Origin of the sequence: Neptunicella marina, from assembly GCF_014270035.1 — a bacterium.
Taxonomy (GTDB): Bacteria; Pseudomonadota; Gammaproteobacteria; order Enterobacterales; family Alteromonadaceae; genus Neptunicella; species Neptunicella marina.
Genome location: NZ_JACNEP010000006.1, coordinates 19,973 through 46,735 on the forward strand (window position 1 = coordinate 19,973; position 26,763 = coordinate 46,735).

A 26,763-nucleotide genomic window follows, 5' to 3' on the forward strand; every position below is an offset into this window, starting at 1 on the left:
CTAGTTTGTGAGAAAAGACGCCTGTAGCGTCTTTTTTTTGTACCGATTTTAACTTTTCAATAATCAATTTTTAAGTTTACTTGACTTCGGCGGCTATAGATTTAGCAACTAACAAGTTATTTTTTAATGTTGCTATTGCATCTTTACTTAGCAATGCCCAATCGGCTGTTGAACTAACTTTAATTCCAAATTTTAAAATCTCATTTGATTTAAAAGCCGCGAAAATTAAACCATCTTTAGTTCTATAGTGAATCTCTGTACTTACACCTTTTGACTTATTTGTCTTAGATGACGGATTGTCTATGATTGATAGTCCTTTAGTTTCAATTAGGTTTATCGATGAAAGTAACCCATCAATTTCATCGGGATCTATATTGGCACTATTAGAGCTATATTTTTCTTTGGCTTTCAAAATTAGACCAACAAAAATATTGTCATTTGAAACGTTTAGGAGGCTTTTAACAACCATTACTTCGGCTTCAATGTCATTTCCTGATACAGTTGCAATGGAAGGCAGTTCGTAACTTTCTCGAGCAACTAAAGATCCAGAACTTTTAAGAATTTTACTTAGTTCACTTCCTTGAACTTCTGCCTTTTCAGATAACTTTTCTGCGTAAGTCGGAATTGATAAAAAAATAGTTGTTAATAAAAGTCCGAATATTTTTTTGTTTCCTAACATAGTTGTAATTCCTTTTAAATTCTGCGCATTAGAAGTTGAAGTTAACGTTCCTTAAATTGAATGTTTCCATTAACTTTTCTCATATTGCAAGCTATTAATATCAAATTAATTATATCTTTACCAACAAAGGGTTATAGCGAGCTAGATTGCTTAAGTGGTTGATAAAATCGTCCATGATGTTTTCACGCCCTTCCCGGGGCGCGACCCTGTTTTGAAGCACCAAAACAGGGGAAAAGTGCTCAACTCCGCCAACTTGCTTTTCTTGTTTCGGTATCACTTGTTTAATCGAACCGGCGCGAGGCAGCTATCCGTGCAAAACACGCACCTCGGGAAAACCTCCTGTTTTCCCGTTCGAACAAGTTTCACCTACACAAGGCAAGTTGGAGTCGCAGTTAGCCAAACTTCGTTTGGCTGCTGTCGCGGTGATGGCTGACAGTGTTGGTTTTCCTAGTCAGCCAGAGGCTGACTTAGTGCGACTCTGACTTTTAGACAAAACCAAGCTGGCTTTCGAATGGCCGAACAGGACGTTCGGCCAAGGCCAACGCTTTGCATGGACTGCTGCCTTTGGCCGCTTCGAAATAAAGGCAGTTTGGTTTTGGCGTTAAGAAAGTCGGCGGAGTGCAGGAGCTTTCGCCTATTTGGCTCCATCCAAATAGGCTCGCGCCCCGCAGGGGTGAGAAAAAAGATATGTCTGGCGCCCCGTGTCGCTAAAAGTTTTGCCGTTGTCGCCGGCGCGACGCCCAAACTTAACTTTTATGACAAGTGGTTGCCTAGCAATAATGACCATCACAATCGCACTACCCAAAAATAGCTAAGTAACCGCAGGTTACTTCAACCCAAGTTCTACATCCTCTACCACATAATTCCCTGAATACACAGGATCGGCATGCCCATGGGTGGCTAACTCAAAATACTGCTTTTCTTCATCAGGTAATGACTGATACCCATCCAGTACCCGATAAATCCAAACCTCGGCATCACACTCCAATTGCTGTTGTTGCCAGTACTGCAACGCCGTAACCGTTTGCCCGGAATCGATAATATCGCAGAAGTAACTTTCCACCGCTTGTTTGAGTTTATTCTCCACCACCGCTTCACCGGCGGGGTTATCCAGCGATACTTTACCGCTGCTGCGCTGGGTTTGTGGTTTATCGTTGCGGTGCAGGGCTTTGATTCTGGCCACCAGCTGCTGTAAATCGGTTTCATGTGCCACGTTATACACATCGGCAGCGGCAGGTTTGATAATGCCGCTGGCCTGATTAAACAGCATGGGTACCGCGCTTAATGCACTGTAATCGGCGGGCTGAAAATCGGGATGTTGTTCCTGATGCAGCAAAAAGCCTTTTAATAAACGGGTACGGCCACGGTATTCGCGGAATCGGCCTAATAATTCAAGCAAACGCGCCTGTACCAGTGACAGTTCCTGGGTGGCGCGTGAGAACGACTGTTGCAGCGTAACCACCAGTAATAAACGTAACTCACGGTTGCTGCCTGCGGTTTCGGCCAGTACATCAAACTGGAACAATTCAATTTGTTGCAGCATGGTGGAAACCTGTGATTGTGCCAGTTCGTTTTCACGGATTTTGGCATCAATTGAGGCTACATAACCGAACTCGTTATGAATGCGGCTAAACAGAATGCGCACGCTGTTGCTCATGGATTCGGTCAGGCTGTACACATGTTCACGTAAATCGTTTAAATGCCCTTGGGATTCGGCAAAACGGCCATGATGCAGCGCTTCTTTGTAATGATCGGCCAGCGTTTTAAGGCCGTTTAAGGCCGAGCCGATATTGGCATCAATCTGACGTGAGCGTTCGTCCTGCAGACTGTTTTCCAGCAGGTTACGCACCGCGCTTTTCAGGCGCAATTCGGCCTCCGGCTCCGGACGCCATAAAATGCCGAGCTTTTTAAGGTTGTCGATCACCTGCGGTGTGGTGCTGCTTTCATCCAGACTGCCGGATAAATACACCTGCATAATCACATCCGCATGCCGGCTCATGGCATGCAGTAATTTCAGGCCGCTGTTATACAGGTTGGGGTTCACAGCAGTGACTCCTGCATCGCTGCCTGTTCAGCCTGTTGTGACAGCGATAAGGCCTCGGTTTCATCAATAAACTTAAGTACATCAAACAGATAATCCACCTTGCCGGTGGCCAGATAAATCTGTTTTTCCGGGTTAGGGCGAATTAAATAACCCATATCGGTCAGCTTCTTAAATAACTGTTTTAACTGACCATCCACCTCGGTACTCAGTGAATTAAATAAACGGTAACGGGCGATTTTTTGTAATTGTTCTTTAAAGGCCGGGGTGTCTTCTATCTGAGTTTGCAATTCAGGTAAGCGAATGGCCTGCCCCTGAGTGAGCGGCATATCGTTACCCACCGCCTGTTGCACCAGTAATAACCATTCCACCATCGGCAACAAACCCGCCGCGGTTTCCTGAAACTGGGTGCCCAACACTTTGCGTTCATCGTCGCCCAAATGCTGATAAGCGGCATAAAATACTTCGCCATCGGCGCAGCTGGTTAATGTGCGGTTGAGCACATTTAATTGCTGTTCGATTTTTTCCGCGTAATCGTTGTTTTTTAGCACCCGCCACAGGGTTTCGTCGCTGGTCTGGCAGATAAAGGCGCCACTTAACAATTGCTCCAGCGCGCGGCCTTGTTCATTCATCATGCGCTGACCTCCTGTTGACGTTGTTTAAGACGTTCACTGACCGCGCTGACTTTGGGCTGCACGGTTTGTAAACGGCGGGTGGTTTTATCGATTAAATAGCGGTTCGCAAACAAATTCAGCACATCGGATTCCGGGTTAGGGAAGGCGCCCAGTACGTGAATATTGTTGTTATGACAGGCATCAAAAATCTTCTTCACATTGCTTTGGTGCAGCGTGCCCAGTTCGTCAATTGGCCAGTGCATCGTTACTTCGGCATTGCCACGCAATAAACGGGTAAAGGCCAGCAGGAACTTACATAAGATCAGGTAGGCCATACCGTGGCTGGAGGATTCGTTTAACTGACGGTCGGTGCGGATCACCAGATTAGAATTACCTTCCTTAATGTGCAGCTCGATATCCAGTAGGTTGATAATGCCGCCACTTAAGGCGGCGCGACCAAGAATTTCCATTACACGGCGCATGCTAAGCGAATAGTCTTCTTTGGGTAAATCCTGTGTGCCGGTTTGCAGCCATTCTTCGTATAACTGCTGGAACTGGCGTAATTCCGGCCAGAATTCCAGTTCGCTGATACGAGATCGGATTTTGACGGCGGAATCAGACACCCCTTCAAGGAACAGTTCTTCGTCCACTTCTTTACTGATGCGCTGACTCTGGCTGGCAATGCGTTTATCGATATCCGCCAGCACGTGATAATACTGGCTAAGGTCGGCACCAAAAATACGCCCTTGCTCACGTAAACCGGCCAGCTTTTGCGGCACTATGTCGTTAAGTAATCGATTTAAGTGGCTCACCAGTTTGCGGTGATCGAGCAAACGCAGACCTTGTGCATTCATCTGGGTGCATTCTTCACGTGATCTGTCCCAGGTATCCGACAAGCCGGTACCGGCCTGTTTGGCGATGAGCTTGTCGAAGTGATCCACATAATTACGTACATCCAGCAGCAGGCTTTCGCGTTGTTGCAGCAATTCCTGGCCTTCAGAAATACGCTGCGCTACTTGTTGCTGCGATAAGTCACTTTGTTTATCTGCCAGCGGCAGTTTGATGCGATTAAGTGAATTGTGCAGCGATTCCACAGCCTGATGTTGCTCGCGGCTGGTTTTTAAGCTGTGCTCTAACTGAGTCTGACGCGCTTTATCGGCTTCACGCTGATGCTGATATTCGCTTTGCTGTTTTTGCAGACTGCGCTCGGCATCGCTGAATTCCTTGCGCGCTTTTTCCAGTTGGTTTTGCCATTTAACTTTATGCCCGGTGAACACGGTTTTATACCAGTGCTGGTAATCCTGCACTTTGTGTCTGTGGGTTTCGGTATGCTGGATATCGTCTTTAAGCTGTTTAATTTGTTTTTTGATATCGCCGATTTCATCCACATCCAGACCGCGTTTATTCAGCTCATCCTGCAACCAGTCCTGACATTTTTTACGCTCCAGTTCGGCATGCTGACGGGTGCTTTGCAGTAAGTCTTTAACCTGTGCAATCTTGTCGCTGATATCGCCCAGAATTTGCTGCCAGTGGAACTGGCGTTCGGTTTCGGCTTCCAGCTGACGTTCGTTTAATTCATCCAACGCTTGCTGCTGCTGAGCGGCGACTTTTTGTTGTTGTTTTTCATTGGCCTGCAAACGTTTATTGCTGTTTTGCTTGCGCTCGGCCACCGCAGATAAATATTCCTGACGCGATTGCTCTTTATCGTGCTGTGCACGTTTACGCGAGGCTTCGGCGGTTTTGCAGTCGGATTCTGCGCGGGTTTGTGCCAGTTCGGCCACACGTACCGCTTCATTGGCTTTGGCCAGTTGCTGTTCGGCTTGTGAATGTTGTTCTGCTAACACATCCAGTTTGGCTCGTTGTTCGGCTAATTTTGCCTGAAGTAACTGTTCACTTTCGGCGTACTCCGGTGTATCCAGTGTGGACACATCTAGGGTTAATCCGAACAGGCTGTCACTTTCCTCGCCCATAGCAGGTTTTAAATCCTGGCGTTTGAGTAAATCCGGGTGGATCACTTTACCCAGTTTTTGTTCCCAGCCCGGTTGCTGTTTACGTAAAAACTCCAGTAGCGTGGCGTCGCCCGGATATAACAACGCTTCGGTTTTATCCACTAACTGCTGCTGTTGCTGCTCGGCGCGGGCGGCATCGTCTAGTTGCTGGCGTGCCTGTTGACGCAGCTGCTGCGCAGACTGGGTTTGTTGCTGCATCTGTTGCAACTTACCACGCGCACTGTCTTCAGCGGCGCTGGCTTCACTGATGCTTTGCTCCAGAATATCCAGCTGGCTTTGTTCAAATTCATTAAAACCGATGTTTTTAAGCTGAGTGCTAAGCTCTGCCTGTTCGATTTTTAGTTGCTGAATTTGTTCTGCATAATCGCTGCTTAAAGCTTCGCGCTGGTTTTGGTATTGCTGGTGGATTTCACGTAAATCATCCTGCTCAGCTTGTTTTTGCTCGCTTTGCTGTGCCTGTAACTGTTGTAACTGGTTATTGTAATTATCCAGTTCACCTTGCAGCTTTTCGTTTAAATCGGCGACACGTTTATTAAAGGCAGATTCCACATCCTGATGCTTTTCAGTTAGCAGTAAATAACGGCTGTTAAGTGAATCTAAATCGTTGACCCAGCCCGGTAGCTGCTGCACATTTTGTTGCAGTTTTTCGATATCCTGCTGCTGCCACTGGTCAAACTCGGCTTCCACCTGATCGAGATTAGCCGAAAGTGTCGTGATTTCGGCTTTAGCAGAAGACACCGTCTGATTGAGCTCATCACGGTTTTGCGTCCAGTTTTTATCATTCACTTTAATCTGGTGGATCAGATCATTTAACTGGCCATCCAGCTCAATGCTGCTGGCCGACAATAAACTGATATCCTGACTAAATTGCTGGTTTAAATCGGCCAGACGTTGCTCGGCATCATTAAGCTGTAAATCGGATTTTTCCAGCTTGCTGAATTCAGGGCGAATAGCATCAAACTCGGTAATCAGCTGTGATTCCTTAATCCAGTCTTCCACCCGCTGACGACTTAAGCTGGAACGTGGCGGTTGCACACCGTCCTCTTCCAAAATCGCGGCAATCATGGCCTTGATGGTTTCCATCTTGCCTTCTTTGGAGTGCACGGCTTTGGTCAGCTTTTCAATATGGCGCAGGTTGGCGTGCTGGGCACACAAGCTAAATACTTTGGCATAACCAAGTAATTCACGACTGTTGGCGCTGGTATTGAGCGTGCTGCGGTCGTTTTGAATAATGGCGCGGAATTCTTTGGTATTCAGCAGGTTAGACACCAGCACATCATTGCGTTTCATCGCACGCGCCAGCTCGGTCATGCTGACAATATTGTGCTCGCCGGCATTATTTTTATAGGTGTAATCATTTAAATCGAAAGGTTTGGCGATAAAACGGTATTGCACCCCGCTGCCGTTGGAACTTAACACCGCCTGACATAAGTCACCTTCTGCGCGGGTAAACTCATAAATAATGAAGCTGCTTTGGCGCGGCAGATACCAGCGTTCAAAACTATCGCGGGTTGCGGGTACCACGCGGCTGGGATATTCGCCGTAGAAAACCGGAATTAAGCGCTGTAAGGTGGTTTTTCCTGAGGCATTGGTACCACAAATATTGGTATGGCCGTTGAGTTTAAGTTCCACCACGTCGGGCAGGTGGGTGTCGATAAGAATAATTCGTTGTAATCCGGGCATAGAATTCCTGCTGATAATGCGTGTCCCTGTTCGAGGAGAATTAAAACATCTTCCCTGTTATCTGGCCGATTTTAGCCTGTATTTGCACTTAAAAACACTGCCTTTATCCGTTTGAAAATCAGTTGGCGTAAAGCTTGCTATTTATTTGCACAATCATTGGTTTTTTCACATAAAAGGTCAGTTTGTTATGCAAATTCAATCCAGCGGGTTAACGCTTTTCGACTATTTAGAAGATGCGGATAAAAGTAACCAAACCCTGCAAAATCTGGCACAGAATCAGTACCAGTATCAGGACCTGCGTAAGGAACTAAACACACTGACCGACTCGCTTAATTTAGGCCAAACCGATAACCCGCTTAAGTTTCTGGATAATGGTTTTTCCAATGTGAGTCTTAAAACAGTTAACAATATGATTGCCTATAATATGCGCCCGGTTGCCGAAGACCTGCAACAAATGGCCGATCGGTTCGGCATAAAGGATCCGGTTAACCTGCAAAATGTCGATGGTAAATGGCAGGTTGACGGATTAATGGACGAGGAACAGTTGGCCGCGGCCACACCGGAAGAAAAAGCTACTCAGGAACAGTTACAGAACCTGCAAACCTACCTAGATAAAAATACGGCCTTGCAGGACAAATTAACTCAGCTGGATCGTATGTCGGAATTTTATGAGTTTGGCCAGACACAGGAATACGCCAAAACCTTGCAGGCAAATGATGTGGCTGAAGACGGAGTGGTAAGTTACCTGACTGCCAGTCGCAGTCTGATTCAGGAAGCCGCTGGTTTCAGCCTGTCTTCTAAAGGGTTGCAATTGAATTCACGTGGGGAATCCGACAGCCTGATTGAGCAGGCCAAAGAGCAGTTTAATATCAAAGATGAGAGTTAAATATTGCTGATTAAGTTACAGTGCAGGGAGATAATGTTAGTTAAATAGTCTGAGTGTAAGCGGGCGCTCACACTTAATTTAAAGTTTGTTAAATTAACCCTTTATTTTAAACACATACAGCGCATCGCCTTTACCACTGGTTACAAACAGATGCTAGTTATCCGGGCTGATATAAATTGACGCGATATTTTTCAGTTCATCTTCACCAGCTGTTGGTAATTTAGTTTTTAATGTGAGCTTACCTGCTGGAGTGATCTCAAAAGTCAGTAAACCATTGCCAGCTTCACCTGCTGCGTACAGGGTGTCACCCTTTGCATTTAACGCCAGACTACTGGCACCTTCCAATCCGCCTTGCACATCATCAGTGGTGACAGTCTGGATCAATTGGAATTGTTCATTTGCTGTTTTCTCAAAGACCAGAATGGCACTGCTACCGGCGCAGGCCACGAATAACAAACGTCCATCAGGCGATACCACAATTTTTTGTGGGTTAATCAGATTGCTAATACCATTGACCTCATTCTGAATCAGTTGTTTGGCAGACAGTTCACCTTGTTGGTCTCGGTTGAAAATAGCAATTTGCCCTGCGTCAAATCCAAGTACATATAATTCATCATTGGCAGGCGACAATGCCAGACCAATGGGTTTGCCTAAATCCGTAATTAACGACCCGCTGTTTCGTAAAAACTGCTTAAAGTGCAGTTGCTTATCCGCTGTTATTTCCCATACCGACAGCGCATTACTCATATAACCAGCTACAAATAGCTGTTTATTGTCGCGAGTGGCTACAACTTCCCACGGGCCGAGTATGCCCAGTTTATCCCGCTCTTTTGTGGGTTTGTCGCTATCAAAGACTCTGTCATAACCCAGATTATCGCTGAGGGTTTGAGTGAGTTGGTATTGATCTTTATGGGGAGTAAACAGCGCTAATGCACCATCGTAAAATCCGCTGGTGATGATCAGATTATCGTGATTGACTGACACCAGTCCGGTTGCACCTTCCAGCCCATTGATGTTGCTATCAGTATTTTTAAACACCTGAGAAAAATGCAGCTTAAAATCATTGCCGATGTTAAATACAGCAAAAGCGTTGTCATCAGCACTGGTGATAAATACTTTGCGATTATCATGGGAAGCCACCACATTACGCGGATTATCCAGCCCATCTACCCCGTTTATTTGGTCTTTTAAAACCTGAATAAACTGCAATCCTGCTGGCGGATGTGCATGGCTGTTGGCAGAGATTAATAATAAGAATATTAAAGCGGGTAAAGGCTTACAGAGATTGAACATTGTCTGCATATGTTTGAAACCTAGGTGAGTCATCAAAGCTAAATGATGTTTTTAATATTGTACATACGGGCAAAGGCGTTTAAGCCTTTGGAGTTAAAGCTGACGGCTCTGGAGGTTAGATCTCTGACTGCCCATTTTTTTGCAAATATATCCTCCAGTATCCAATGGCCTAAACTACCCGCCAGGTGACTGCGCCTTTCACTCCAGTCCAGACAGGACTTGCAAACGGGTCGTCTGGCTTTTGCCAACTTGTCGAAATTAACTCCCTGAGCGTGAAAAAAAGAGCGCCCCGTATTGGTGAGTTTTGTTTCAAAGCCCTGATCAATAATAAAACCCTTTGATACCAGCGCATCGTACAGCCCGATACTCAATTCGCCTGCCAGATGGTCATAACAGACCCGGGCTTTTCTGAGGTTAGGATCAGTGGGGCCGGTGATTGTTGCTGGATGATTTATATTGGAGGTTACATTTAATAATTGTTCAATAAGTTGTGCGATATCCGCACGATGCAGTTGGAAATATTTGTGACGCCCCTGTTTTCTGACGATAAGCAACTCTCCATTAACCAGTTTTGCTAAATGGCTACTGGCTGTTTGTGCTGTGACGTCGGCTTCCAGTGCCAGTTCGGTCGCGGTAAGTGCTTTTCCACCCATCAATGCGATTAACATACGAGAGCGGGCTGGGTCTCCGAGCAAAGCGGAAATAAAAGCAATATTAGGTTCCAAGCAGTTTGTATCTCTATAGTTCGATATGCATCGAAGCATTGATTTTGTGAGTCGCTAGACTGCATCAAAACAACACAGGAGGCAATGCTAATGAAAATAACCTGCTTTATTGAATATAAAATTGACCCGTCAAAACTGGCTCAATTCGAAACGTACGCAGAAAGCTGGGGCAAGATTATACCGGAGTGTGGTGGTGACTTATTAGGTTACTTCTTACCTCATGAAGGCACAAATGATGTTGCTTTTGGTTTAATCAGTTTTAACAGTTTAGCTGATTACGAAACGTACAGAGCACGGCTTAAAACAGATGATGCCGGTCGGGAAAACTTTATGTATGCACAACAGGAGAGGTTTATTGTTCAGGAAAATCGTTCGTTCTTAAAAGTGGTCGCATCTACCTACAAACAGTTACCAAGGGCTGCAATATGATAGCGGTGATTTTTGAGGTCACACCCAATGAAACGGGTAAGGACAGGTACTTTGAGATTGCAGCAGATTTGAAGCCTTACTTGTGTGACATGGATGGTTTTATTGGCATGGAAAGGTTCGAGAGCCTCTCGAATCCCGGGCGTTATCTTTCACTTTCGTTTTGGCGGGATGAAGCGTCAGTCAAACTGTGGAAAAGTCATTTTGCGCATTGTGAGGCGCAGCACGAAGGGAAAAATAGTTTGTTTGAACATTACCGTTTACGCGTTGCACATGTGGTGCGTGATTATGGGATGGATGGCCATTTGCAATCGATAAAAGATGTTTAGCAACAGTAAAATTAATTATGCTTAATTTTACTGTTGCCATCATGCCTGTTAGCCGTTATTTAGCGGCTAACTCAAATGGAGAGGCCGGTAGCCCTTCTTCATTATACAGGTTGGCGTTTTCGGGATTATCCTGCCAGCCGTAGCGCACTTTGACAGGATGGCTGACGGCATCGCTGCTCAGTTCCACTTTATTGCCGCTAATAGTGGCTTTTGCCCAGTGATAGACGCCATCACGGCCCGCAATCGCAAATCCGGTTAGTTTATCGCCCTTAATTTTTAAACCGCTGCCGGTGTGATTAAAGCTCACAACCAAGGAGTTACCCATAGCGGCTGCACTCTGGGCAATAGGACCGGAATAAACTACATCTTCGCCATAAGCGATATGTTGCGCGGCCAGTGATAAACGATGACCAACCGTTTGTTTATCTAATGGATGAATGTCGTTCCATTCGCCCACATCAGTAATCACTGCCATGCCGGTGTTGGGTTCGGATAAGGTATCCAGTTGCTGCTGGCGCAGTTCCGCCCAGCCACTTTCCACTGGTTGCTGGTGGAATTGCTGGAAGTTAGCTAATTGTACAAACAGGAACGGGAAATCACCCAGGTGCCAGTGTTTACGCCAGTCCTGAATCATGCTGGAGAATAATGCGTGATAATCCGATGGATGGCCGGTATTGGATTCTCCCTGATACCAGATCACACCTTTAATAGTGTAATTAAGTGCCGGATAAATCATCGCATTAAACAGACCGGTTGGTTTGTAATGCACAAAAGTATCGCTGGGCAAACGTTCGGCGGTCGCACCTACCTTGCATTTCCAGCTACCGGTTAAATCAATATGACGTTCCGGGCTGCCCAACCAGTAAGGTTTATCGGTCACAAAACCACCACGGTTCTGGCTGTTAACTACCCTTACCACAATCGAGTTTTTACCGGCTTTAAGTAAACCTGCAGGCACCGTATAACGACGCGGTGGATACTGATAGGTAATGTTGCCCACTTGCTGGCCATTCACAAAGACCTGGTCTGCATCGATGATGCGACCCATCATCAGTTTTTGTTGTTTGCCTGCCATATTTGCCGGTATATCAATGGTTTTACGGAACCAAACCACCCCTTCTTTGGGCTCCAGCAGACCATCGGGCCATAAACCCGGTAGCTGGTAGGTTTGCCAGTCACTGTCATCCACATCGGGCTGTTGCCAGTTTTGCTGTAAACCCAGGTCGTTTTTAGTTAACTCACCGTACCACTTATCATTTTTAGCTTTATCTGCAGCCTTAACCTCGGCTACGTGGCCAGGTTGTTGATAAGGTTTTAGCTCGTCCATATAAGTTGGGAAGGCTTTTAGTGCGCCTTCGCTCATCCAGGCTTGTACCGGTGTACCACCAATTGGGGTTTTAATAATACCCACCGGCACCTGATATTTTTGTTGCAGGTCACGGGCAAAGAAAAAGGCTACCGCCGAGAATTTCAGTACCGATTGCGGCGTTGCTGCCACCCATTGCCCTTTAGGATAATCCTGATGCTGCTCGATAAAATCGTAATCTAACGAGACATTAAACTGGCGAATGGTTGGGTAATTGGCCGCAGCAATTACGTCCGGAAAGCGTTCTTTAACCCTTTCCATGGGTAATTCCATGTTGGATTGACCGGATGCCAGCCACACTTCACCAAACAAAACATCTTTAACTTCGAGACTATTGTTACCTTTGATACTTATAGTATGAGCTTTACCAGAATCTTGTGCAGGAAGAGTGAGTGACCACTCTCCTGTTGGGCTGGTTACCCGGCCTATTAGTTTGCCATCTAAACGAACGGTAACCGACTCGTTGGCATCGGCCCAGCCCCAAATCTTAACCGGCTGGTCGCGTTGCAGTATCATGCCATCGGAAATCAGTTTAGGCAGAGTTACATCGGCCAGTGCTGACTGACTTAGCGCCGCAGCGGCAAGCAGTGGGATAGAAAATCTACGCATAATTAACCTTGTCCTGGTGCATAAGGAAATTGCAGGGATTTGTAATAATCCACATCATGAACGGGTTTAGGAAAACCCTCGGGGATAGGGCGCTGAGAAAAGGTCTGGAAATATGCCAGACAGGCATCGCGCCACCATTTTGCTTCTTTTAACTGAATACCCAGTGCCATTTCGACCTGATGAAACTGGTTAGGATCGATTTGGTTTTTAACCCTCTGCCATTGCTGCTGCATTTTTTCCACACCAGCCACGCCCATGTTGTAATGGTGTACCAGCTCGTACCATAAACTTTTGCCGGATGGCATGGTGTAATCCCAGCTCAGATGATGGAACCACAGTAGTAATTCAGTGGGGGTGGTTGCCGGGTTTGCCAGTTTTTGTTGCCAGTAGGGCGCATATTGTGAAATCGCGTTGGTGCCACTGGCGGTGCGATCAATACCCAGACCTTGTTTATCCGCGCGATGATAATAGGTTGGGTTCCAGTCGGCGCGGCCTAAATTATCCACCCAGGGGCCAGGACCATAATGGTGACCTGTATCCATCAGGTGGTGTAAACCCAGCGGTGTCATGTAGTTCACCACGTCTTCACGCGAATTCATCATCATATCCTTGATTTGATCAATGGCGTTTTTATCGTGAGTGAGGGTCATGTTGATCCATTCATCGGCAATATCCGCAGCAGATAAATCGTGATCCCACGCCAGCCGACCAAATACGTACCAGTTAGCCTGACCAAAGATATGGCCGGTCCAGTTTCTGTCCATGCCAATATTGGCTACACCTGCCATGGCGGTAAGCGGCGAATCAGACAAACTGCCATCCACCACTTTGGCGACAGTTGAACCAGCACCTTGTGTATGAGTATCAGCATCCAGCGCCTCTTTATACAAGGTGCCGAGGTAAGCCAGATGAGTACTGAAACCTAAATATTCCTGGGTAATCTGGAATTCCATTGCCAGTGAGCTGTGTGGCATAGCACCAAATAACGGACTGAAGGGTTCACGTGGCTGAAAATCAATCGGGCCGTTTTTTACCTGCACACTAACATTGTCATCAAATTTGCCGTCCAGCGGCACAAATTCATTGTAAGCTTGCAAGCTGCGCTCTGCTTTGGCGTCATGGGCATAAACAAAGGCACGCCACAAAACATTGCCGCCAAACGGTTTTAACGCACGCGCCAGCATATTTGCGCCTTGCGCGTGAGTACGGCCAAAATCTCCCGGGCCCGGCTGGCCTTCGGAGTTGGCCTTGACCAGAAAGCCACCAAAGTCCGGGATCAGTTGATAAATCTCGGCGGCTTTATCGTGCCACCATTGCTGTACTTCAGGTTTGACCGGGTCAGAATTTTCTAATCCCCCAATTAGATGGGGCGAACTGAATTTAACCGATAAATACACCTTAATGCCGTAGGGTCTGAAAATATCGGCCAGTGCTTTGACTTTTTGCAGATAAGCGGGGGTCAGAATTAATGCATTGGCGTTAACATTATTCGGCACAATGCCATTAACACCAATTGACGCATTAGCACGCGCATAGTCGTAATAACGTTGCTCCTGGTAATCCGGCAACTTGTGCCAGTCAAAAATCGATTGTCCGGCATAACCACGTTCGGTGTGGCGATCCAGATCATCCCAGTGATTAAGCATGCGTAGTTTTACTTTGGGCACCGATACTTTGTTGATTTTGCTTAAATCGGCCAGTGTTTGTATCTGACGGATTAAATCGAAAGTAGCGTATAGCAAACCCACATCACTATTGGCTACCAGCCAGATTTGGCCTTTGTGCTGTTTAATCGCATAACCTTCATCACCCAGCGATTTTTGCTCTATACCCAGGGGGGTTGTGAGCTGATTATTGTTAAGAGCCAGTACCAATTTGGCACTTTGGGCTGAGCTTACCGCACTGAGTTTCTGACCAAGTAGCCCCTTGGTAGCGCGTTTTAACTCATCTTTTATCACGCTTGTTGTTGCACTTTTATCTGCAATGTAAACCGTGCCCAGTTGCGATAAGTAATGCTGCTGTTGCCGGGCGTTGAGAGGACGGTAGTTTAGCCAAAGGTTGTAACCGTCTTCTCCACTGAAATCCGGGGTGGCAAATGCCAGATGACTAAACAATAAACATAAGGTGATCAGGTACTTCTTCATTAAAATAACCAGTTGTTACTCGATAACAAAAGCTTAACATCCGAGTGTTGTGCGTCGGTACCAACTGGTTATTTTTCGTTGGGAGGTTGTTATAAATCGTAATGCTTTGGAATGTACCATCCATATTAAGCATTACTTATATCTTGCCATGTGTTCCATATTGAGTTTTTGTCCCATTCTGAACAACCATCCTGCTACTGGCGTTTTGCAACATTTTAACTCTGATTTCTTATTATCCTGCTGTTTTTTATGTATATTAGCCTTCATTTATTGTACTCCTGTGCTGAATCAGGTTGTAATTCTGCTTATTGTTCGCATAAAAAACGAACGATTAATTATTGTTTTTAATATAAGTTAAACTTATGGATAAAAGGTTAAGGCATATAGGTTTGTTACGCTGTTTTGCTGCAGCGGCCAAACACCAAAGTTACAGTGATGCCGCCGAGGAACTGGCGATTAGTCAGGCCGCAGTCAGCCAGCAAATTCGCAGTCTTGAGCAGCAACTGATGGTTAAGTTGTTTAAGCGTAATGGCCGGGCAATGCTGTTGACCAGTCAGGGAAAAACACTACAGGACTATGTGAACAAAGCATTTTCGTTATTATCTGAAGGGTTTGACCGGGTGCAGGTAGAGCCGGAAGCCGGAGTGTTAAATGTCACCACTGGCTTATCCTTTGCCTCTATCTGGCTGGTGCCCAGATTATGGCGATTTTCTGCACTTCACCCTTCTGTTACCGTAAAAGTGTTTGTGTCGGCGGAATTGGAAAATGTAAAACACTCCGAACTGGATGTAGCGATACGTCAGGGCGACAAAATTGACCACACGGTTTACAACGAATTGTTGTTTACCGATCCGGTGTTTCCGGTTTGTTCGCCAAACTTGATTAAGAACAACAATTTATCCTCACCACAACAAATTGGCTGCTGTCAGTTAATTGAAGCGTCGGGACCAGGGCGTTTTAGCTGGCAAAACTGGTTTGATACGGCAGGTGTTGCTATGCAAAGCAGTCAAATGAGCTGGCTGGAGGTTTCTACGCTGGAAATGGGGATTAATGCTGTAATGGCAGGGCAAGGTATATGTCTTGCTCCCAAGTGTCTAGTCTCTGATTTAATAACCAATGGCTTACTGGTCAAACCCTTCAATATTAATATTGAACCGGGTCAGAATTTTACTTTGTTATACGATCAGGACTCACCCAGACTGGCACGTATTCAAATATTCAGTCGCTGGTTAAAACAAGAGTTAGCGGATGCAGGTATTACCAAAGCATTATTGGACTAATACCGCCAAAAAGCGGGAATGAATAAAGCCAGTACGGTGAAATATTCCAGCCGGCCTAAAATCATTGCGGCGGATAATAAAACGGTGCCAAAGTCACTGACAGGTTGAAAATTACTACCCACTTCGCCAAATCCGGGGCCCAGCACGTTCACGCAAGCAGCAACCGCGGTGAAGGCAGACCAAAAATCCATGCCGGTGCACACCAGGAGTAATGTAATAACCATGCTGCTGCCGGCTGCCAGCGACATAAAGGCCATAACGGCATTACGGGTATCATCTGCTACCTGTTTTTTTTGATATCTCAGCACCACTTGTGAATGTGGATGCAGCAGTTTTTTCAGCTCCCGGCGAATAACCTTAAACGTCACGATGTCACGGATAATTTTATTGCCGCCGGCTGTGGAGCCAGCGCAGCCACCCAGATAACCACAAAAAACTAAAAACATGCCAGTTGCTTCCGGCCAGCCACTGATATCGTCACCACCAAATCCGGTACTTGTTATAAAGGAAATAACATAGAAAAACGCGTAGCTGATGCATTCCCCGGCTGTGCTGTAACTTTGTTTATTAAACAGATACAAAGCCAGCATCAGCGCCATAAAAACCACAATATAAATAAAAATGCGGGTTTCTTCGTCCTGCCAGTACAAACCGGGTTTGCCTGAGTGCAGTACACGGAAATGCAAACCAAAACTGATGGCACCCAGCAACATAAATACATTGGCAATCACAAAAATGCCATGACTGTTAAAATAACCCAGGCTGGCATCGTGGGTGGAAAAACCACCGGTAGATACTGTGGTAAAACTGTGCGCAATGGCATCGTACATGCTCATGCCGGCAAAATAATAAGCCAGTGCACACAGTACAGTAATCAGCAAATAGACAAACCAGAAATAGTGAGCCGTGTTGGCGATACGGGGGGATAACTTTTCGTCTTTGACCGGACCGGGCGTTTCGGCCTTGATCAGGCGCATGCCACCTACGTTCAACATGGGTAATACCGCCACCACAAAAATCACAATGCCCAAACCGCCCATCCACTGCAGGAACTGGCGATACATCAGAAATGAGCGTGGCATCTCATCTAAGCCACTTAAAATGGTGGCACCGGTAGTGGTAAGGGCACTAATGGATTCGAATACCGCATCCACATAGCTGACCCGGGTAACAATTTCGATAGGCAGAGCACCAAGAATGCCGCATAACACCCAGGTTAAGGTGGCGAACAATAATGCATCGCGATTGGATATTTGACTGATATCGGTTTTACTAAAAGTGAATATCAGTATTGCTGCGATAAAAACCAGTACAAAACCCGGCTCAAAAAAAGCCGCGGCATTGTTGTCTCTGAATACAAAAAGTGACAATACCCCAAAACTGATTTGTACCACGCCCATCCATAACATGGGCATGGACAACAGCCTGATGGTATTGCTGGCATTTACCATAGTTTGATAGGTTAGGCCTCTGTTTCTATAGCCGGCTGAACAAAACGATATCCTACACCAGGTTCAGTTTTAATAAAGCTCGGGTTATCCGGATCGTCATTTAACTTTTTACGTAACAGGCTAACAAAAATGCGCAGGTAATGGGTATCACCTGAATGACTGGCGCCCCAGATCTTTTCCAGTAATTGCTGTTGTGTGACTAGCTGATCCGGGTGGCTGGCTAAAAATGACAGCATGGCGAATTCTTTGCGCGACAAAGACAGTTTCTCATCGTGGATCCAGGCCTGATGATTGGGTATATCAATGCGCAAATCACGGAATTCCAGAATGGTTTTTTCCTGCTGATTGTCGGTTAAATCACGCAGCAGTACTTTGATGCGAGCAATCAGCTCTTTAATGCCAAAGGGTTTGCTTAGGTAATCATTGGCACCACCTACCAGCAGTTTTACCTTTTCTTCCTCAGCATCACGCGCGGTTAAAATTAATACCGGCACATTGGTCCACTCTCGTAAGCGCTTTAATACCTTGAAACCATCCTGATCAGGCAGGCCTAAATCAAGCACGATCAAATCAGGTTTCTCCGTACTGGCTATTTCCAGACCCTCGGCTGCCGTGGTCGCTTCGAGAAACTCAAAATTTTCTGCAGTCAGCGAAATACGAATAAAACGTCTGATTTGCGGTTCATCATCTATTACTAAGATACGTTGCATTATGCTTGTTCCTCTTCTGCAGCAGGGAGTCTGATACGCATAGTACAGCCGGATGTGGTGGATACAATATCCAGTAAGCCGTTATGCGCTTTTACTATACCAGCGGTGACGGCCAGACCTAACCCCGTGCCGCCTTCGCCGGTATCACCCTGACGGGTGGAATAAAATAACTGAAATACTTTTTGATGCTGGGCTTTGGGAATGCCCGGTCCTGAATCAACAATATTGATTTCTACATAGTCATCCTGTCCTGACACTTTGATCACAACAGGTGATGCTTTGCCGGAATACTTCAGGGCGTTATCCACTACGTTATATATCGCCTGCTCTAACAACGAAGAACGAATATGCACGTGAGGAACTGGCTGTTTGATCTCAACGCTGACTCTGGGGTCTTCGAAGCGCTTTTCCACCGCCTGAATCACCGGCAGTATGGATTGATAGCTGGTGAGTAATTTAAGTTCACCATGTTGAATTTTAGTGGCCTGTAACAGATTTTCTATATAAGTATGTAAACGATGACTTTCATCTAAAGCCGCCTGCAATAGCTCGCTCTGTTCATCTTGCGATAGTTTTTCTTTATAGGCCTGAATGGTGCTTAATGTACCGATAATACTGGAAAGAGGGGTGCGCAAATCGTGTGAGACCGATAAAAGTATGCTGGAACGCAGTTGTGCCTGACGCAACGCTTCACCTTGATTTCGATAAAAATTAGCCAGATGACTGGTGAGCAGAGCCACAATCAAAAATACCAGCATGTTGGTGATATCTTCAGCATCTATCATATGGATGTGATAGCGCGGCTCAATAAAAAACAAATTAAAAATTAACGCACCAATAAAAGCAGCCATCACGGCGGGTATTTTTTTACCTTGTAATGCCACCATTACCACACCCAGTTGCAGAATCATCAGGGTGCCAAGTTTAGGTAAAAACCAGTGATCCAGAATCAGCGAAAATGCGCCAACTGCCACCATAATCAAAATGGCTTTGAGATAGGCATAAGGAGCTTGTTGTTTAGCTAAGGCTAAGTGAGGCACTTTCGCCCTCCGCAACATAATTGTTCAATACTGACTCACAAATACTGGTGTATTAATGGAATGGTTCCGCTAAATGGGTGTTGTAATATTAGCCGGATTATCTGGGGCTAAAATTACCATAACCACCGCCATATTGACGTAAAAAGCTCGTAAATATTGGGCTGCGACGTCATTTGTTGTTTTTATTGTTTCAATATAAGTACTAATTTATTGAAAAGTGAAGATAAATCACAATTTTAGCCTGCTAATTTTTGTTGCTGTAATGTTAATAAACGTAAGCGCTGATCTATTGAGGCGGGCTGTCACACTTCTCATACTGGTAGAAACCCAGTGCTACCGGAAACACAAAATGAACCGTGTGATTTTTTTTGTTTGTACCATTTTGCCCGTTATTGTCAGCTGTACTAGTCATGAGCCTGATAAGGCGAAAACGGCTGATTATCTTAATCCTAATCTGCCACTTGAGCATCGGGTTGACGATTTACTGGCCAGAATGACGCTCGAGGAAAAAGTCAGCCAGATGATGAATCAGTCTCCTGCCATTCCGCGGTTAGGCATTGAAGAATACAATTGGTGGTCGGAAGGATTGCATGGCGTTGCCAGAGCGGGTATTGCCACAGTTTTTCCACAAGCTATTGGTCTGGCTGCTATGTGGGACAGACAAGCTCTTTATGATGTTGCGACTGCCATTTCCGATGAAGCGCGAGCCAAACATCACGCTTTTGCCGCCAAAGGTAAACGCAATTTGTATCAGGGACTGACCTTATGGTCACCCAATATTAACTTGTTTCGCGATCCGCGTTGGGGGCGGGGGCAGGAAACCTATGGCGAAGATCCCTATTTAACCGGTGAGCTGGCGGTGCAATTTATCCGTGGTTTACAGGGAGATGACCCACGTTATCTGAAAACGGTGGCTACAGTTAAACACTTTGCGGTACATAGCGGCCCCGAGCCGCAACGTCATCATTTTAATGCGGTTACCGGCAACAAAGACTTGTATGAGTCTTATCTGCCAATGTTTGAAAAAGGCATTAAACAGGGCGGTGCTTATTCCTTAATGTGTGCATACAATCGTTACAATGGCAAAGCGGCTTGTGGCAGTGATTTATTACTCAGGGATGTTTTACGCCGTGACTGGGATTTTAGCGGTTTTGTGGTATCCGATTGTGGTGCGATTGAAGATATTCATGCCCATCATAAACTGACCGAAAACGGCGCACAAAGTGCGGCACTGGCAGTAAAAAGTGGCACAGATCTTAACTGCGGCAAGGTATATCAGTCATTAACCGAGGCCGTTAAGGCCGGTATGCTGACCGAAGAACAACTGGATATATCGCTGGCCAGATTACTGCGTGCCAGATTTAAACTGGGCATGTTTGATCCAGCAGATATGGTGCCTTATCAGCATATTCCCTATTCAGTGGTCGATAGCGAAAAACACCGTCAGTTGGCTTTGCAGGCGGCACAAAAATCTATTGTCTTACTCAAAAATGACAAGCAAACTCTGCCGCTTAGCAAAGAGCTTAAAAAAATTGCAGTAATAGGTCCCAATGCTGATGAGTGGCTGATGTTACTGGGTAATTACAATGGTGTCCCCGCGGCACCGGTTACCCCTGTGGCCGGAATAAAACAAAAACTCGGTCAAAATACACAAATACTGACGGCACAGGGTAGTGATTTAGCTGAAGGTATCCCTGTATTTAGCACTGTGCCTGCCGGGGTATTACAACAGACGTCGACAAAAGCGGGTCTGCATGCACGTTTTTTTAATAACATTGATTTAAGCGGCCAGCCATTGTTTGAACAGGACATGCCGCAACTGGCGGTTAACTGGCGTGATCGGGCGCCACGCAGTGACATGGATGATGATCATTTTTCGGTTAGCTGGGAAACCGAACTGGTGCCACAAAAAGATGGTGAGTACCAACTTGGTGTAATTACCACTTGTAATACTCAGTTATGGCTGGATGGAAAATTAATTGCCGACACGCCTTATCATTTCCGTAATGAATATGGTGATCCCAGATTGCGTAAAAGTACGCGCTTAGCACTTAAGGCAGGGCTGCATTACAAAATAAAAGTGACTGCGATTGAGACATATGCTGATGCACAGGTTGAACTGGTCTGGGCCCCTCCCCAACAATCCATGCAACAACAGGCGGTTGATATCGCTTCCCAGGCCGATGCGGTAGTGCTGGTCATGGGATTAACTGCGCGCATGGAAGGCGAGGAAATGGAGGTGAAAACGCCGGGATTTAACGGCGGAGATCGCACCTCGCTGGCATTGCCATACCCTCAACAGGAGTTAATTAAAGCAGTGAGCGCTACCGGTAAACCTGTCGTGTTGGTTTTGCTTAACGGCAGCGCACTGGCGGTAAACTGGGCAGATAAACATGTGAATGCCATAGTCGAAGCCTGGTATCCGGGACAGGCTGCCGGGCAGGCGATAGCGGATGTTTTGTTTGGTGACTATAACCCCGCAGGGCGTTTGCCGGTCACTTTTTATCACTCGGTAAAAGATTTACCCGGGTTTGATGATTATCATTTTTCCACCCAGACCTATCGTTATTTTACCCAACAACCTTTGTACCCATTTGGATATGGTTTGAGTTACAGCCAGTTTGCTTACAGTGAGTTGAATTTGCCCCGGCAATTAAAAGCCGGGCAGTCGTTTGAGGTTAAAGTAAAACTTAAAAATACCAGTGCGATTGCTGGTGATGAGGTAGCGCAGCTTTATATCAGTCCAGTGTTGCACCAGACGGGGCAACCATTACGCAGCCTAAAAGGTTTTCAAAGGATTAGATTGCAACCCGGCGAACAGCAAACCCTGACTTTTACCTTATCTGAGCGTGATTTTGTGCAATACAACCCGCAGGGAGAAGCGCAACTGGTGTCGGGGGATTATCTGATTAGCGTAGGTGGTGGTCAGCCTGATGTTCTGCGGGCCACCCGCTCTAACGTGGTGCAACAAAGGCTCACTATTATTGAGTAAATCATAGTGTCCAGGACACAGTAAATTTGATGGCCTATTGTTCTGAGACGCCTGTGTTATGCTGAGGATCTAATAATAAAAAACGGACAAAAAAATTGATCCGTAACATCCCTACAACACACAGAGGTCAACATGACAGACTTTCGTCAACAGGCGCTGGATTATCACGCCAAACCGGTGCCGGGTAAAATTTGTATTGAATTAACCAAACCAGCCGACAGTGCTAAAGATTTAGCACTGGCATACAGCCCGGGTGTCGCTGAGCCGGTTAGAGAGATTGCCGCCGATCCCGATGCCGCTTATTTGTATACCGGTAAAGGCAATTCGGTGGCGGTTATTAGCAATGGAACCGCGATTCTTGGTTTGGGGGATTTAGGTCCATTAGCTTCTAAACCAGTGATGGAAGGTAAGGCCTTGTTATTCAAACGTTTTGCCGGACTGGATGCAGTCGACATTCAGGTGCGTCATCGCACTACGAATGAATTTATCGACACAGTGGCTAATATTGCAGATACCTTTGGCGGCATCAATCTGGAAGATATTAAGGCCCCGGAATGTTTCGAAATAGAGCAACAATTGATTAAACGTTGCAACGTACCTGTTTTTCATGATGACCAGCACGGCACGGCGATTGTTACGGCGGCAGGTATGCTGAATGCGCTGGAAATTCAGGGAAAACAACTTGGTCAGGTAACGATTGTGTGTATGGGAGCCGGTGCTGCAGCTGTCGCCTGTATGGAACTGTTGGTAAAGTGTGGTGCTCAGAGAGAGCGTATCTATATGCTCGACCGGCAAGGTGTTATCCATACCCGGCGTGACGAATTGCCTGCACATAAAGAGTTGTTTGCCAATAACACCGATAAACGTACGTTGGACGATGTTATGTCAGGGGCAGATGTTTTTGTTGGTGTGTCGGGCCCTGATGTTCTTCCGGCTGAGACTCTGGCACTGATGGCACCTAACCCGGTGGTATTTGCCTGTTCCAATCCAGATCCGGAAATTAAACCCGAGCTGGCGCATCAGGTTCGTGATGATCTGATTATGGCCACCGGACGTTCCGACTATCCTAATCAGGTGAACAATGTATTGTGTTTCCCGTTTATTTTCCGTGGTGCACTGGATGTCAGAGCGCGCGTGATTAACGATGAAATGAAAATCGCAGCAGTTGATGCTATTCGTCAAATTAGTAAGGAACCGGTGCCGGACGAGGTGTTACGTGCCAGTGATATCGGTTCACTGACTTTTGGTAAGCAGTATATTATTCCCAAACCCATGGATCCGCGTTTATGCCAGCGGGTGGCAAAGGCCGTAGCACAGGCGGCTTTGGATTCTGGTGCATCTCAGTTTGAGCAACTGCCACCTCACTACCAGTAACTGTTACTGGCTGGATGGGTTATCATCCAGCCAGCTTAATGCATCGGTGGCTTTGTCAAAAAAGCGTACTTCTCCGGATACAAACCAACTGCTGATTTTGGCAAACCATTCCTGCCATCCCTTATTTCCCAAAATGGCAATTTTGTTAAACTGGTTGCCATGTTTAAGAGTGATGGTTAAATCATCCCAGGCTGCACGCAATTCCCATCCTTCAAATTCAGTGGTATCAATTAATGCGCTGATATTGGGTTGTTTAACACTGCTTACAGCCGACTCCAACATAGGTGAAATTACTTTGTAATCCTGATGTGTTAACTTGCCGGTTGCTTTAAAAAATAAGAAAAACTGGTCACCAGAGCGTTCGATACCGATTGAAAGTCCATGTCGCTCAGTTTTCATTTTCACTCCTTGTAAGTTTAAAAAAGAACAACAAGCCCTAACTAAGTACCAGTTATAGTTGATCATTTTCACTCTCGCCACAGGAGCCAGATTTGTTTAAGGCCTATAAAAATGTATTTATGCAGCATAGTGCAACTTTGTTGTTTGGCATGCTGGCGGTGTTCGCTGGTAATGTTGGCCAGTCATTTTTTATTAGCTGGTATGGAGCACCCATTCAGGCAGATTTAAATTTAAGTGCCACCTCCTATGGCAGTATCTATTCTGCGGCTACTCTGTGCAGCGGCCTGGCGATTATGGCGTTGGGCGGTTGGGTAGATAAAATGCCGGTAAAGCGATTTTTTACGTTGGCAATGTTAGGTTTAGTTGTCGCCTGTCTGAGTTTGTGGCAAGTGTCTGGTGTGGCAACATTATTTACTGGTTTTCTATTGTTACGTTTTTTCGGTCAGGGTTTATTACCACATACCGCAGCTGTGCATATGGGCCGGCATTTTAGTATTAATCGCGGGAAAGCGTTGAGTGTTAGTGGCTTAGGTGTTCCATTGGGCGAAGTCATACTGCCAGTACTTGCGGTTTATATGTTAACGCTTAGTCACTGGCAGCAAAATTGGTTGTGGATTGCCCTAATCAATCTCACTTTGATTTTACCTCTGGGTTACTGGTTGCTTGGCCACTTATCACCTGCGGAGGATGTGAGTGCAGTGGATCCCATTGTTAACCGTGACACTAAACCGGCATCGCGCCGCACATTATTAAAAGACCTGCGTTTTTGGCGTGTATTGCCATTGGTATTAATGCCACCTTTTGCGATTACCGGCATATTTATCCATCAATCATCCATTCTTGAGGGGATGCAGTGGTCACCTTCACTCTTTGCCAGTGGGTTTGTCATTTATGGTGTATTGCACTGGTTGGGCCTTTCATGTTGGCATTTGCCGGTTGCGCTTTGGTGCAGGCGGATTTTATGGTGTGGGTGATGCTGTTTTTGCTTGGGCTGGGAATGAGTATCGCCGGGATACTGATTACGGCCATGTGGGCTGAAGTCTATGGCACGCAAAACTTAGGTAGCATTCGTTCTTTGGTTAGCTCGCTCAGTATATTGAGCACTGCTTTGTCACCCGTATTGTTTGGATATCTTCTGGATCATCACACCAGTGTGAGCAATTTGTTTGCAATTTTGGCTATTTATACTGTCTTGTGCACACTGCTGAGTTTTCGTGCTTATACAAAATTAACCTGATTGAAACAGTTATCTTTTTTATTGCTGCTACGCTTAAACAGAGTGTGAAAATAAGGAGATAACACATGCCACTGTTGCAACTGGGCGATGCAGGAGAAGCGGTAGCTGCATTGCAAACTCAGCTTAAGAAGTTAGGTTTTTATCCTTACACAATCGATGGTGACTTTGGCGAGAAAACACAGGCCGCCGTTGAAGCGTTTCAGCAACAAAAACAACTGCAGGTGGATGGTAAGGCCGGACACATTACTCTCGGCCAGATCGAAATGATCGTTAAAGCTGCCGCTGCCACTCCCGTTAATATTGAAGACATTACGCTGGCGCAGCAAATTTGCATTGGCAGTGATGCCAGTAATGTGGCCCATCACTGGCCTATTATTTGTCAGTCTATGCGTCGTTTAGATCTTGCCGATCCTTTAATGTTACTGATGGCAATGGCCACTGTGTATACCGAAACCGGCCGTTTTTGCCCTATTGATGAATATAAATCCCATTACAACACCAGCGAGGGGGGTCATGACTTTGATTTGTATGATGATCGCCACGATTTAGGCAATCAGGGGGCGCCCGATGGTGCTCTGTTTAAGGGTCGGGGATATATCCAGTTAACGGGGCGGGACAATTATCGCGATATTGGTGAGCGGCTGGGCATGGGCACCAAATTAGTGCAACAACCTGAGTTGGCCAATGATCCCATCATTGCTGCAGATATTCTGTCGATGTTTTTAAAACGCGGTGAAACGGGTATTCGTCAGGCGTTAACCACAGGAAATCTGGCCAAAGCACGTAAAAAAGTAAATGGCGGTAGCCACGGATTGCAGACATTTACTCAATGTTTCACCCGCGGGGAACAATTATTGCTAGCTTAGGTTCAGAACTCTGTACCCTACATAAAATATAAAGAGCGACGTGTGAATTACTCTATTATCACGCCTACCATACTGGACGTAGAAGCCAGCGGTTTTGGGCATAACAGTTATCCCATCGAAGTTGGGGTGGTGACAGGTGAACAAAAGCGTTATTGCAGCCTGATAAAACCACAACCGAAATGGACTTATTGGGATAAAGATGCAGAAGCGTTGCATGGCATATCCCGTGACTTGCTTAAGCAGCGAGGTTTGGCGCCTACCGAAATTGCCATAGAGCTGAATAATTTGCTGTACGGGCAAACCGTGTATTCCGATGGCTGGGTGGTGGATCACCCCTGGATGATCAAACTGTTTAATGCAGCTGGAATGAGTATGCAATTTCGATTAAGCGCGCTTGAGATGATCTTAAATGAGAAACAAATGGCAATCTGGCACAGCGTTAAAGATCGGTTGCACCAGGAATCGCGTTTAAAACGACATCGTGCCAGCACTGATGCCAGTATTATTCAGCAAACTTTTGTTACCACCCAGCATATGAGTGCATCAGTCAGTCAATGTAAACCAGCCTAAGTGCTTGAATTTTGGTGCAACCGTCACCACATTCAGACAG

At 46.0% G+C, this 26,763-nt stretch carries 23 protein-coding genes; 10 read left to right on the forward strand and 13 right to left on the reverse strand.

Translation table 11 applies throughout. The annotated features are described in order from the left end of the window. Nucleotides 1-76: 76 nt before the first annotated feature. The 4 genes from H8B19_RS08780 to H8B19_RS08795 form a co-directional block, all read right to left on the reverse strand. Nucleotides 77-679 (reverse strand): hypothetical protein, encoded by a 603-nt coding sequence (locus H8B19_RS08780; protein WP_186506449.1) that lies wholly within the window; start codon nt 677-679, stop codon nt 77-79. Between the two features lie 826 nt (nt 680-1,505). Beyond that, nucleotides 1,506-2,723, reverse strand: coding sequence for a phosphoenolpyruvate carboxylase (locus tag H8B19_RS08785; protein WP_186506450.1), 1,218 nt, complete (start codon nt 2,721-2,723; stop codon nt 1,506-1,508). Next, the gene (locus H8B19_RS08790) at nt 2,720-3,355 is read right to left on the reverse strand and encodes a condensin complex protein MksE (protein ID WP_186506451.1); all 636 of its coding nucleotides are present in this window, start codon (nt 3,353-3,355) and stop codon (nt 2,720-2,722) included. The genes H8B19_RS08785 and H8B19_RS08790 overlap by 4 nt, the downstream gene beginning before the upstream one ends. Then, nucleotides 3,352-7,026, reverse strand: coding sequence for an ATP-binding protein (locus H8B19_RS08795; RefSeq protein ID WP_186506452.1), 3,675 nt, complete (start codon nt 7,024-7,026; stop codon nt 3,352-3,354). The genes H8B19_RS08790 and H8B19_RS08795 overlap by 4 nt, the downstream gene beginning before the upstream one ends. A 187-nt stretch (nt 7,027-7,213) precedes the next feature. On the opposite strand from H8B19_RS08795, the gene H8B19_RS08800 reads away from it, so the two are divergent. Next, nucleotides 7,214-7,912 carry a hypothetical protein gene (locus H8B19_RS08800; RefSeq protein WP_186506453.1) on the forward strand — a complete coding sequence of 233 codons (699 nt, stop codon included), beginning with the start codon at nt 7,214-7,216 and terminating at the stop codon, nt 7,910-7,912. Nucleotides 7,913-8,065: 153 nt separating this feature from the next. On the opposite strand, the gene H8B19_RS08805 is transcribed toward H8B19_RS08800, so the two are convergent. Both H8B19_RS08805 and H8B19_RS08810 read right to left on the reverse strand, forming a co-directional pair. After that, entirely contained in the window at nt 8,066-9,205 is a 1,140-nt protein-coding gene (locus H8B19_RS08805; RefSeq protein WP_186506454.1) for a beta-propeller fold lactonase family protein, read from the reverse strand. 38 nt (nt 9,206-9,243) lie between these two features. Beyond that, on the reverse strand, nt 9,244-9,930 hold the full coding sequence (locus H8B19_RS08810) for an ArsR/SmtB family transcription factor (RefSeq protein WP_186506455.1): 687 nt from the start codon (nt 9,928-9,930) through the stop codon (nt 9,244-9,246). A 90-nt stretch (nt 9,931-10,020) separates the two neighbouring features. On the opposite strand from H8B19_RS08810, the gene H8B19_RS08815 reads away from it, so the two are divergent. Continuing rightward, entirely contained in the window at nt 10,021-10,359 is a 339-nt protein-coding gene (locus H8B19_RS08815; protein WP_186506456.1) for an NIPSNAP family protein, read from the forward strand. Then, the gene (locus H8B19_RS08820) at nt 10,356-10,685 is read left to right on the forward strand and encodes an antibiotic biosynthesis monooxygenase family protein (protein WP_186506457.1); all 330 of its coding nucleotides are present in this window, start codon (nt 10,356-10,358) and stop codon (nt 10,683-10,685) included. The genes H8B19_RS08815 and H8B19_RS08820 overlap by 4 nt, the downstream gene beginning before the upstream one ends. A gap of 55 nt (nt 10,686-10,740) precedes the next feature. Here the strand turns inward: H8B19_RS08820 and H8B19_RS08825 are convergent, their stop codons facing one another. From H8B19_RS08825 to H8B19_RS19125, 3 genes are all read right to left on the reverse strand, one after another. Continuing rightward, nucleotides 10,741-12,660, reverse strand: coding sequence for a sialate O-acetylesterase (locus tag H8B19_RS08825; RefSeq protein ID WP_186506458.1), 1,920 nt, complete (start codon nt 12,658-12,660; stop codon nt 10,741-10,743). Nucleotides 12,661-12,662: 2 nt separating this feature from the next. Beyond that, nucleotides 12,663-14,804, reverse strand: coding sequence for an alpha-glucuronidase family glycosyl hydrolase (locus H8B19_RS08830; RefSeq protein ID WP_186506459.1), 2,142 nt, complete (start codon nt 14,802-14,804; stop codon nt 12,663-12,665). Between the two features lie 132 nt (nt 14,805-14,936). Beyond that, nucleotides 14,937-15,071, reverse strand: a complete 135-nt coding sequence (locus H8B19_RS19125; protein WP_277816393.1) for a hypothetical protein — start codon at nt 15,069-15,071, stop codon at nt 14,937-14,939. A gap of 95 nt (nt 15,072-15,166) precedes the next feature. On the opposite strand from H8B19_RS19125, the gene H8B19_RS08835 reads away from it, so the two are divergent. Then, complete coding sequence (locus H8B19_RS08835) at nt 15,167-16,084, forward strand: LysR substrate-binding domain-containing protein (protein ID WP_186506460.1); 918 nt, start codon at nt 15,167-15,169, stop codon at nt 16,082-16,084. Here the strand turns inward: H8B19_RS08835 and H8B19_RS08840 are convergent. The 3 genes from H8B19_RS08840 to H8B19_RS08850 are packed head-to-tail and all read right to left on the reverse strand — an operon-like array spanning nt 16,081 to nt 19,285. After that, the gene (locus tag H8B19_RS08840) at nt 16,081-17,499 is read right to left on the reverse strand and encodes a TrkH family potassium uptake protein (protein WP_241737550.1); all 1,419 of its coding nucleotides are present in this window, start codon (nt 17,497-17,499) and stop codon (nt 16,081-16,083) included. The two genes, H8B19_RS08835 and H8B19_RS08840, sit on opposite strands and share 4 nt — an antisense overlap. 47 nt (nt 17,500-17,546) lie before the next feature. Further along, entirely contained in the window at nt 17,547-18,248 is a 702-nt protein-coding gene (locus H8B19_RS08845; RefSeq protein WP_186506681.1) for a response regulator, read from the reverse strand. Next, the gene (locus H8B19_RS08850; RefSeq protein WP_186506462.1) at nt 18,245-19,285 is read right to left on the reverse strand and encodes an ATP-binding protein; all 1,041 of its coding nucleotides are present in this window, start codon (nt 19,283-19,285) and stop codon (nt 18,245-18,247) included. Before H8B19_RS08850 ends, H8B19_RS08845 begins: the two co-directional genes overlap by 4 nt. Before the next feature lie 349 nt (nt 19,286-19,634). Here H8B19_RS08850 and H8B19_RS08855 point away from each other — a divergent pair, with 349 nt between their 5' ends. Together H8B19_RS08855 and H8B19_RS08860 are read left to right on the forward strand one after the other, a co-directional pair. Then, nucleotides 19,635-22,277: a beta-glucosidase gene (locus tag H8B19_RS08855; RefSeq protein ID WP_186506463.1), complete on the forward strand. Its 2,643-nt coding sequence runs from the start codon at nt 19,635-19,637 to the stop codon at nt 22,275-22,277. A gap of 132 nt (nt 22,278-22,409) precedes the next feature. Further along, nucleotides 22,410-23,651, forward strand: coding sequence for a malic enzyme-like NAD(P)-binding protein (locus H8B19_RS08860; RefSeq protein WP_186506464.1), 1,242 nt, complete (start codon nt 22,410-22,412; stop codon nt 23,649-23,651). 3 nt (nt 23,652-23,654) lie between these two features. On the opposite strand, the gene H8B19_RS08865 is transcribed toward H8B19_RS08860, so the two are convergent. After that, complete coding sequence (locus H8B19_RS08865) at nt 23,655-24,050, reverse strand: SpoIIAA family protein (RefSeq protein WP_186506465.1); 396 nt, start codon at nt 24,048-24,050, stop codon at nt 23,655-23,657. Nucleotides 24,051-24,142: 92 nt separating this feature from the next. Between H8B19_RS08865 and H8B19_RS08870 the strand changes: the two genes are divergently transcribed. The 4 genes from H8B19_RS08870 (at nt 24,143) to H8B19_RS08885 (ending at nt 26,723) form a co-directional block, all read left to right on the forward strand. Next, complete coding sequence (locus tag H8B19_RS08870) at nt 24,143-25,024, forward strand: MFS transporter (protein ID WP_186506466.1); 882 nt, start codon at nt 24,143-24,145, stop codon at nt 25,022-25,024. Then, nucleotides 25,012-25,287, forward strand: a complete 276-nt coding sequence (locus tag H8B19_RS08875) for a hypothetical protein (RefSeq protein ID WP_186506467.1) — start codon at nt 25,012-25,014, stop codon at nt 25,285-25,287. Before H8B19_RS08870 ends, H8B19_RS08875 begins: the two co-directional genes overlap by 13 nt. 65 nt (nt 25,288-25,352) lie before the next feature. After that, nucleotides 25,353-26,153 (forward strand): peptidoglycan-binding protein, encoded by an 801-nt coding sequence (locus H8B19_RS08880; protein ID WP_186506468.1) that lies wholly within the window; start codon nt 25,353-25,355, stop codon nt 26,151-26,153. Nucleotides 26,154-26,195: 42 nt separating this feature from the next. Continuing rightward, nucleotides 26,196-26,723, forward strand: a complete 528-nt coding sequence (locus tag H8B19_RS08885; RefSeq protein WP_186506469.1) for a hypothetical protein — start codon at nt 26,196-26,198, stop codon at nt 26,721-26,723. Nucleotides 26,724-26,763 lie beyond the last annotated feature (40 nt).

Excerpts from the sequence above, each read along its gene's own strand:
- H8B19_RS08880 (WP_186506468.1), top strand. The coding sequence starts at position 25,353 with ATGCCACTGTTGCAACTGGGCGATGCAGGAGAAGCGGTAGCTGCATTG.
- H8B19_RS08840 (WP_241737550.1), bottom strand. The coding sequence starts at position 17,499 with ATGCCCATGTTATGGATGGGCGTGGTACAAATCAGTTTTGGGGTATTG.
- H8B19_RS08805 (WP_186506454.1), bottom strand. The coding sequence starts at position 9,205 with ATGTTCAATCTCTGTAAGCCTTTACCCGCTTTAATATTCTTATTATTA.
- H8B19_RS08780 (WP_186506449.1), bottom strand. The coding sequence starts at position 679 with ATGTTAGGAAACAAAAAAATATTCGGACTTTTATTAACAACTATTTTT.
- H8B19_RS08830 (WP_186506459.1), bottom strand. The coding sequence starts at position 14,804 with ATGAAGAAGTACCTGATCACCTTATGTTTATTGTTTAGTCATCTGGCA.
- H8B19_RS19125 (WP_277816393.1), bottom strand. The coding sequence starts at position 15,071 with ATGAAGGCTAATATACATAAAAAACAGCAGGATAATAAGAAATCAGAG.
- H8B19_RS08820 (WP_186506457.1), top strand. The coding sequence starts at position 10,356 with ATGATAGCGGTGATTTTTGAGGTCACACCCAATGAAACGGGTAAGGAC.
- H8B19_RS08865 (WP_186506465.1), bottom strand. The coding sequence starts at position 24,050 with ATGAAAACTGAGCGACATGGACTTTCAATCGGTATCGAACGCTCTGGT.
- H8B19_RS08790 (WP_186506451.1), bottom strand. The coding sequence starts at position 3,355 with ATGATGAATGAACAAGGCCGCGCGCTGGAGCAATTGTTAAGTGGCGCC.
- H8B19_RS08825 (WP_186506458.1), bottom strand. The coding sequence starts at position 12,660 with ATGCGTAGATTTTCTATCCCACTGCTTGCCGCTGCGGCGCTAAGTCAG.
- H8B19_RS08815 (WP_186506456.1), top strand. The coding sequence starts at position 10,021 with ATGAAAATAACCTGCTTTATTGAATATAAAATTGACCCGTCAAAACTG.
- H8B19_RS08835 (WP_186506460.1), top strand. The coding sequence starts at position 15,167 with ATGGATAAAAGGTTAAGGCATATAGGTTTGTTACGCTGTTTTGCTGCA.
- H8B19_RS08875 (WP_186506467.1), top strand. The coding sequence starts at position 25,012 with ATGGTGTGGGTGATGCTGTTTTTGCTTGGGCTGGGAATGAGTATCGCC.
- H8B19_RS08855 (WP_186506463.1), top strand. The coding sequence starts at position 19,635 with ATGAACCGTGTGATTTTTTTTGTTTGTACCATTTTGCCCGTTATTGTC.
- H8B19_RS08795 (WP_186506452.1), bottom strand. The coding sequence starts at position 7,026 with ATGCCCGGATTACAACGAATTATTCTTATCGACACCCACCTGCCCGAC.
- H8B19_RS08860 (WP_186506464.1), top strand. The coding sequence starts at position 22,410 with ATGACAGACTTTCGTCAACAGGCGCTGGATTATCACGCCAAACCGGTG.
- H8B19_RS08800 (WP_186506453.1), top strand. The coding sequence starts at position 7,214 with ATGCAAATTCAATCCAGCGGGTTAACGCTTTTCGACTATTTAGAAGAT.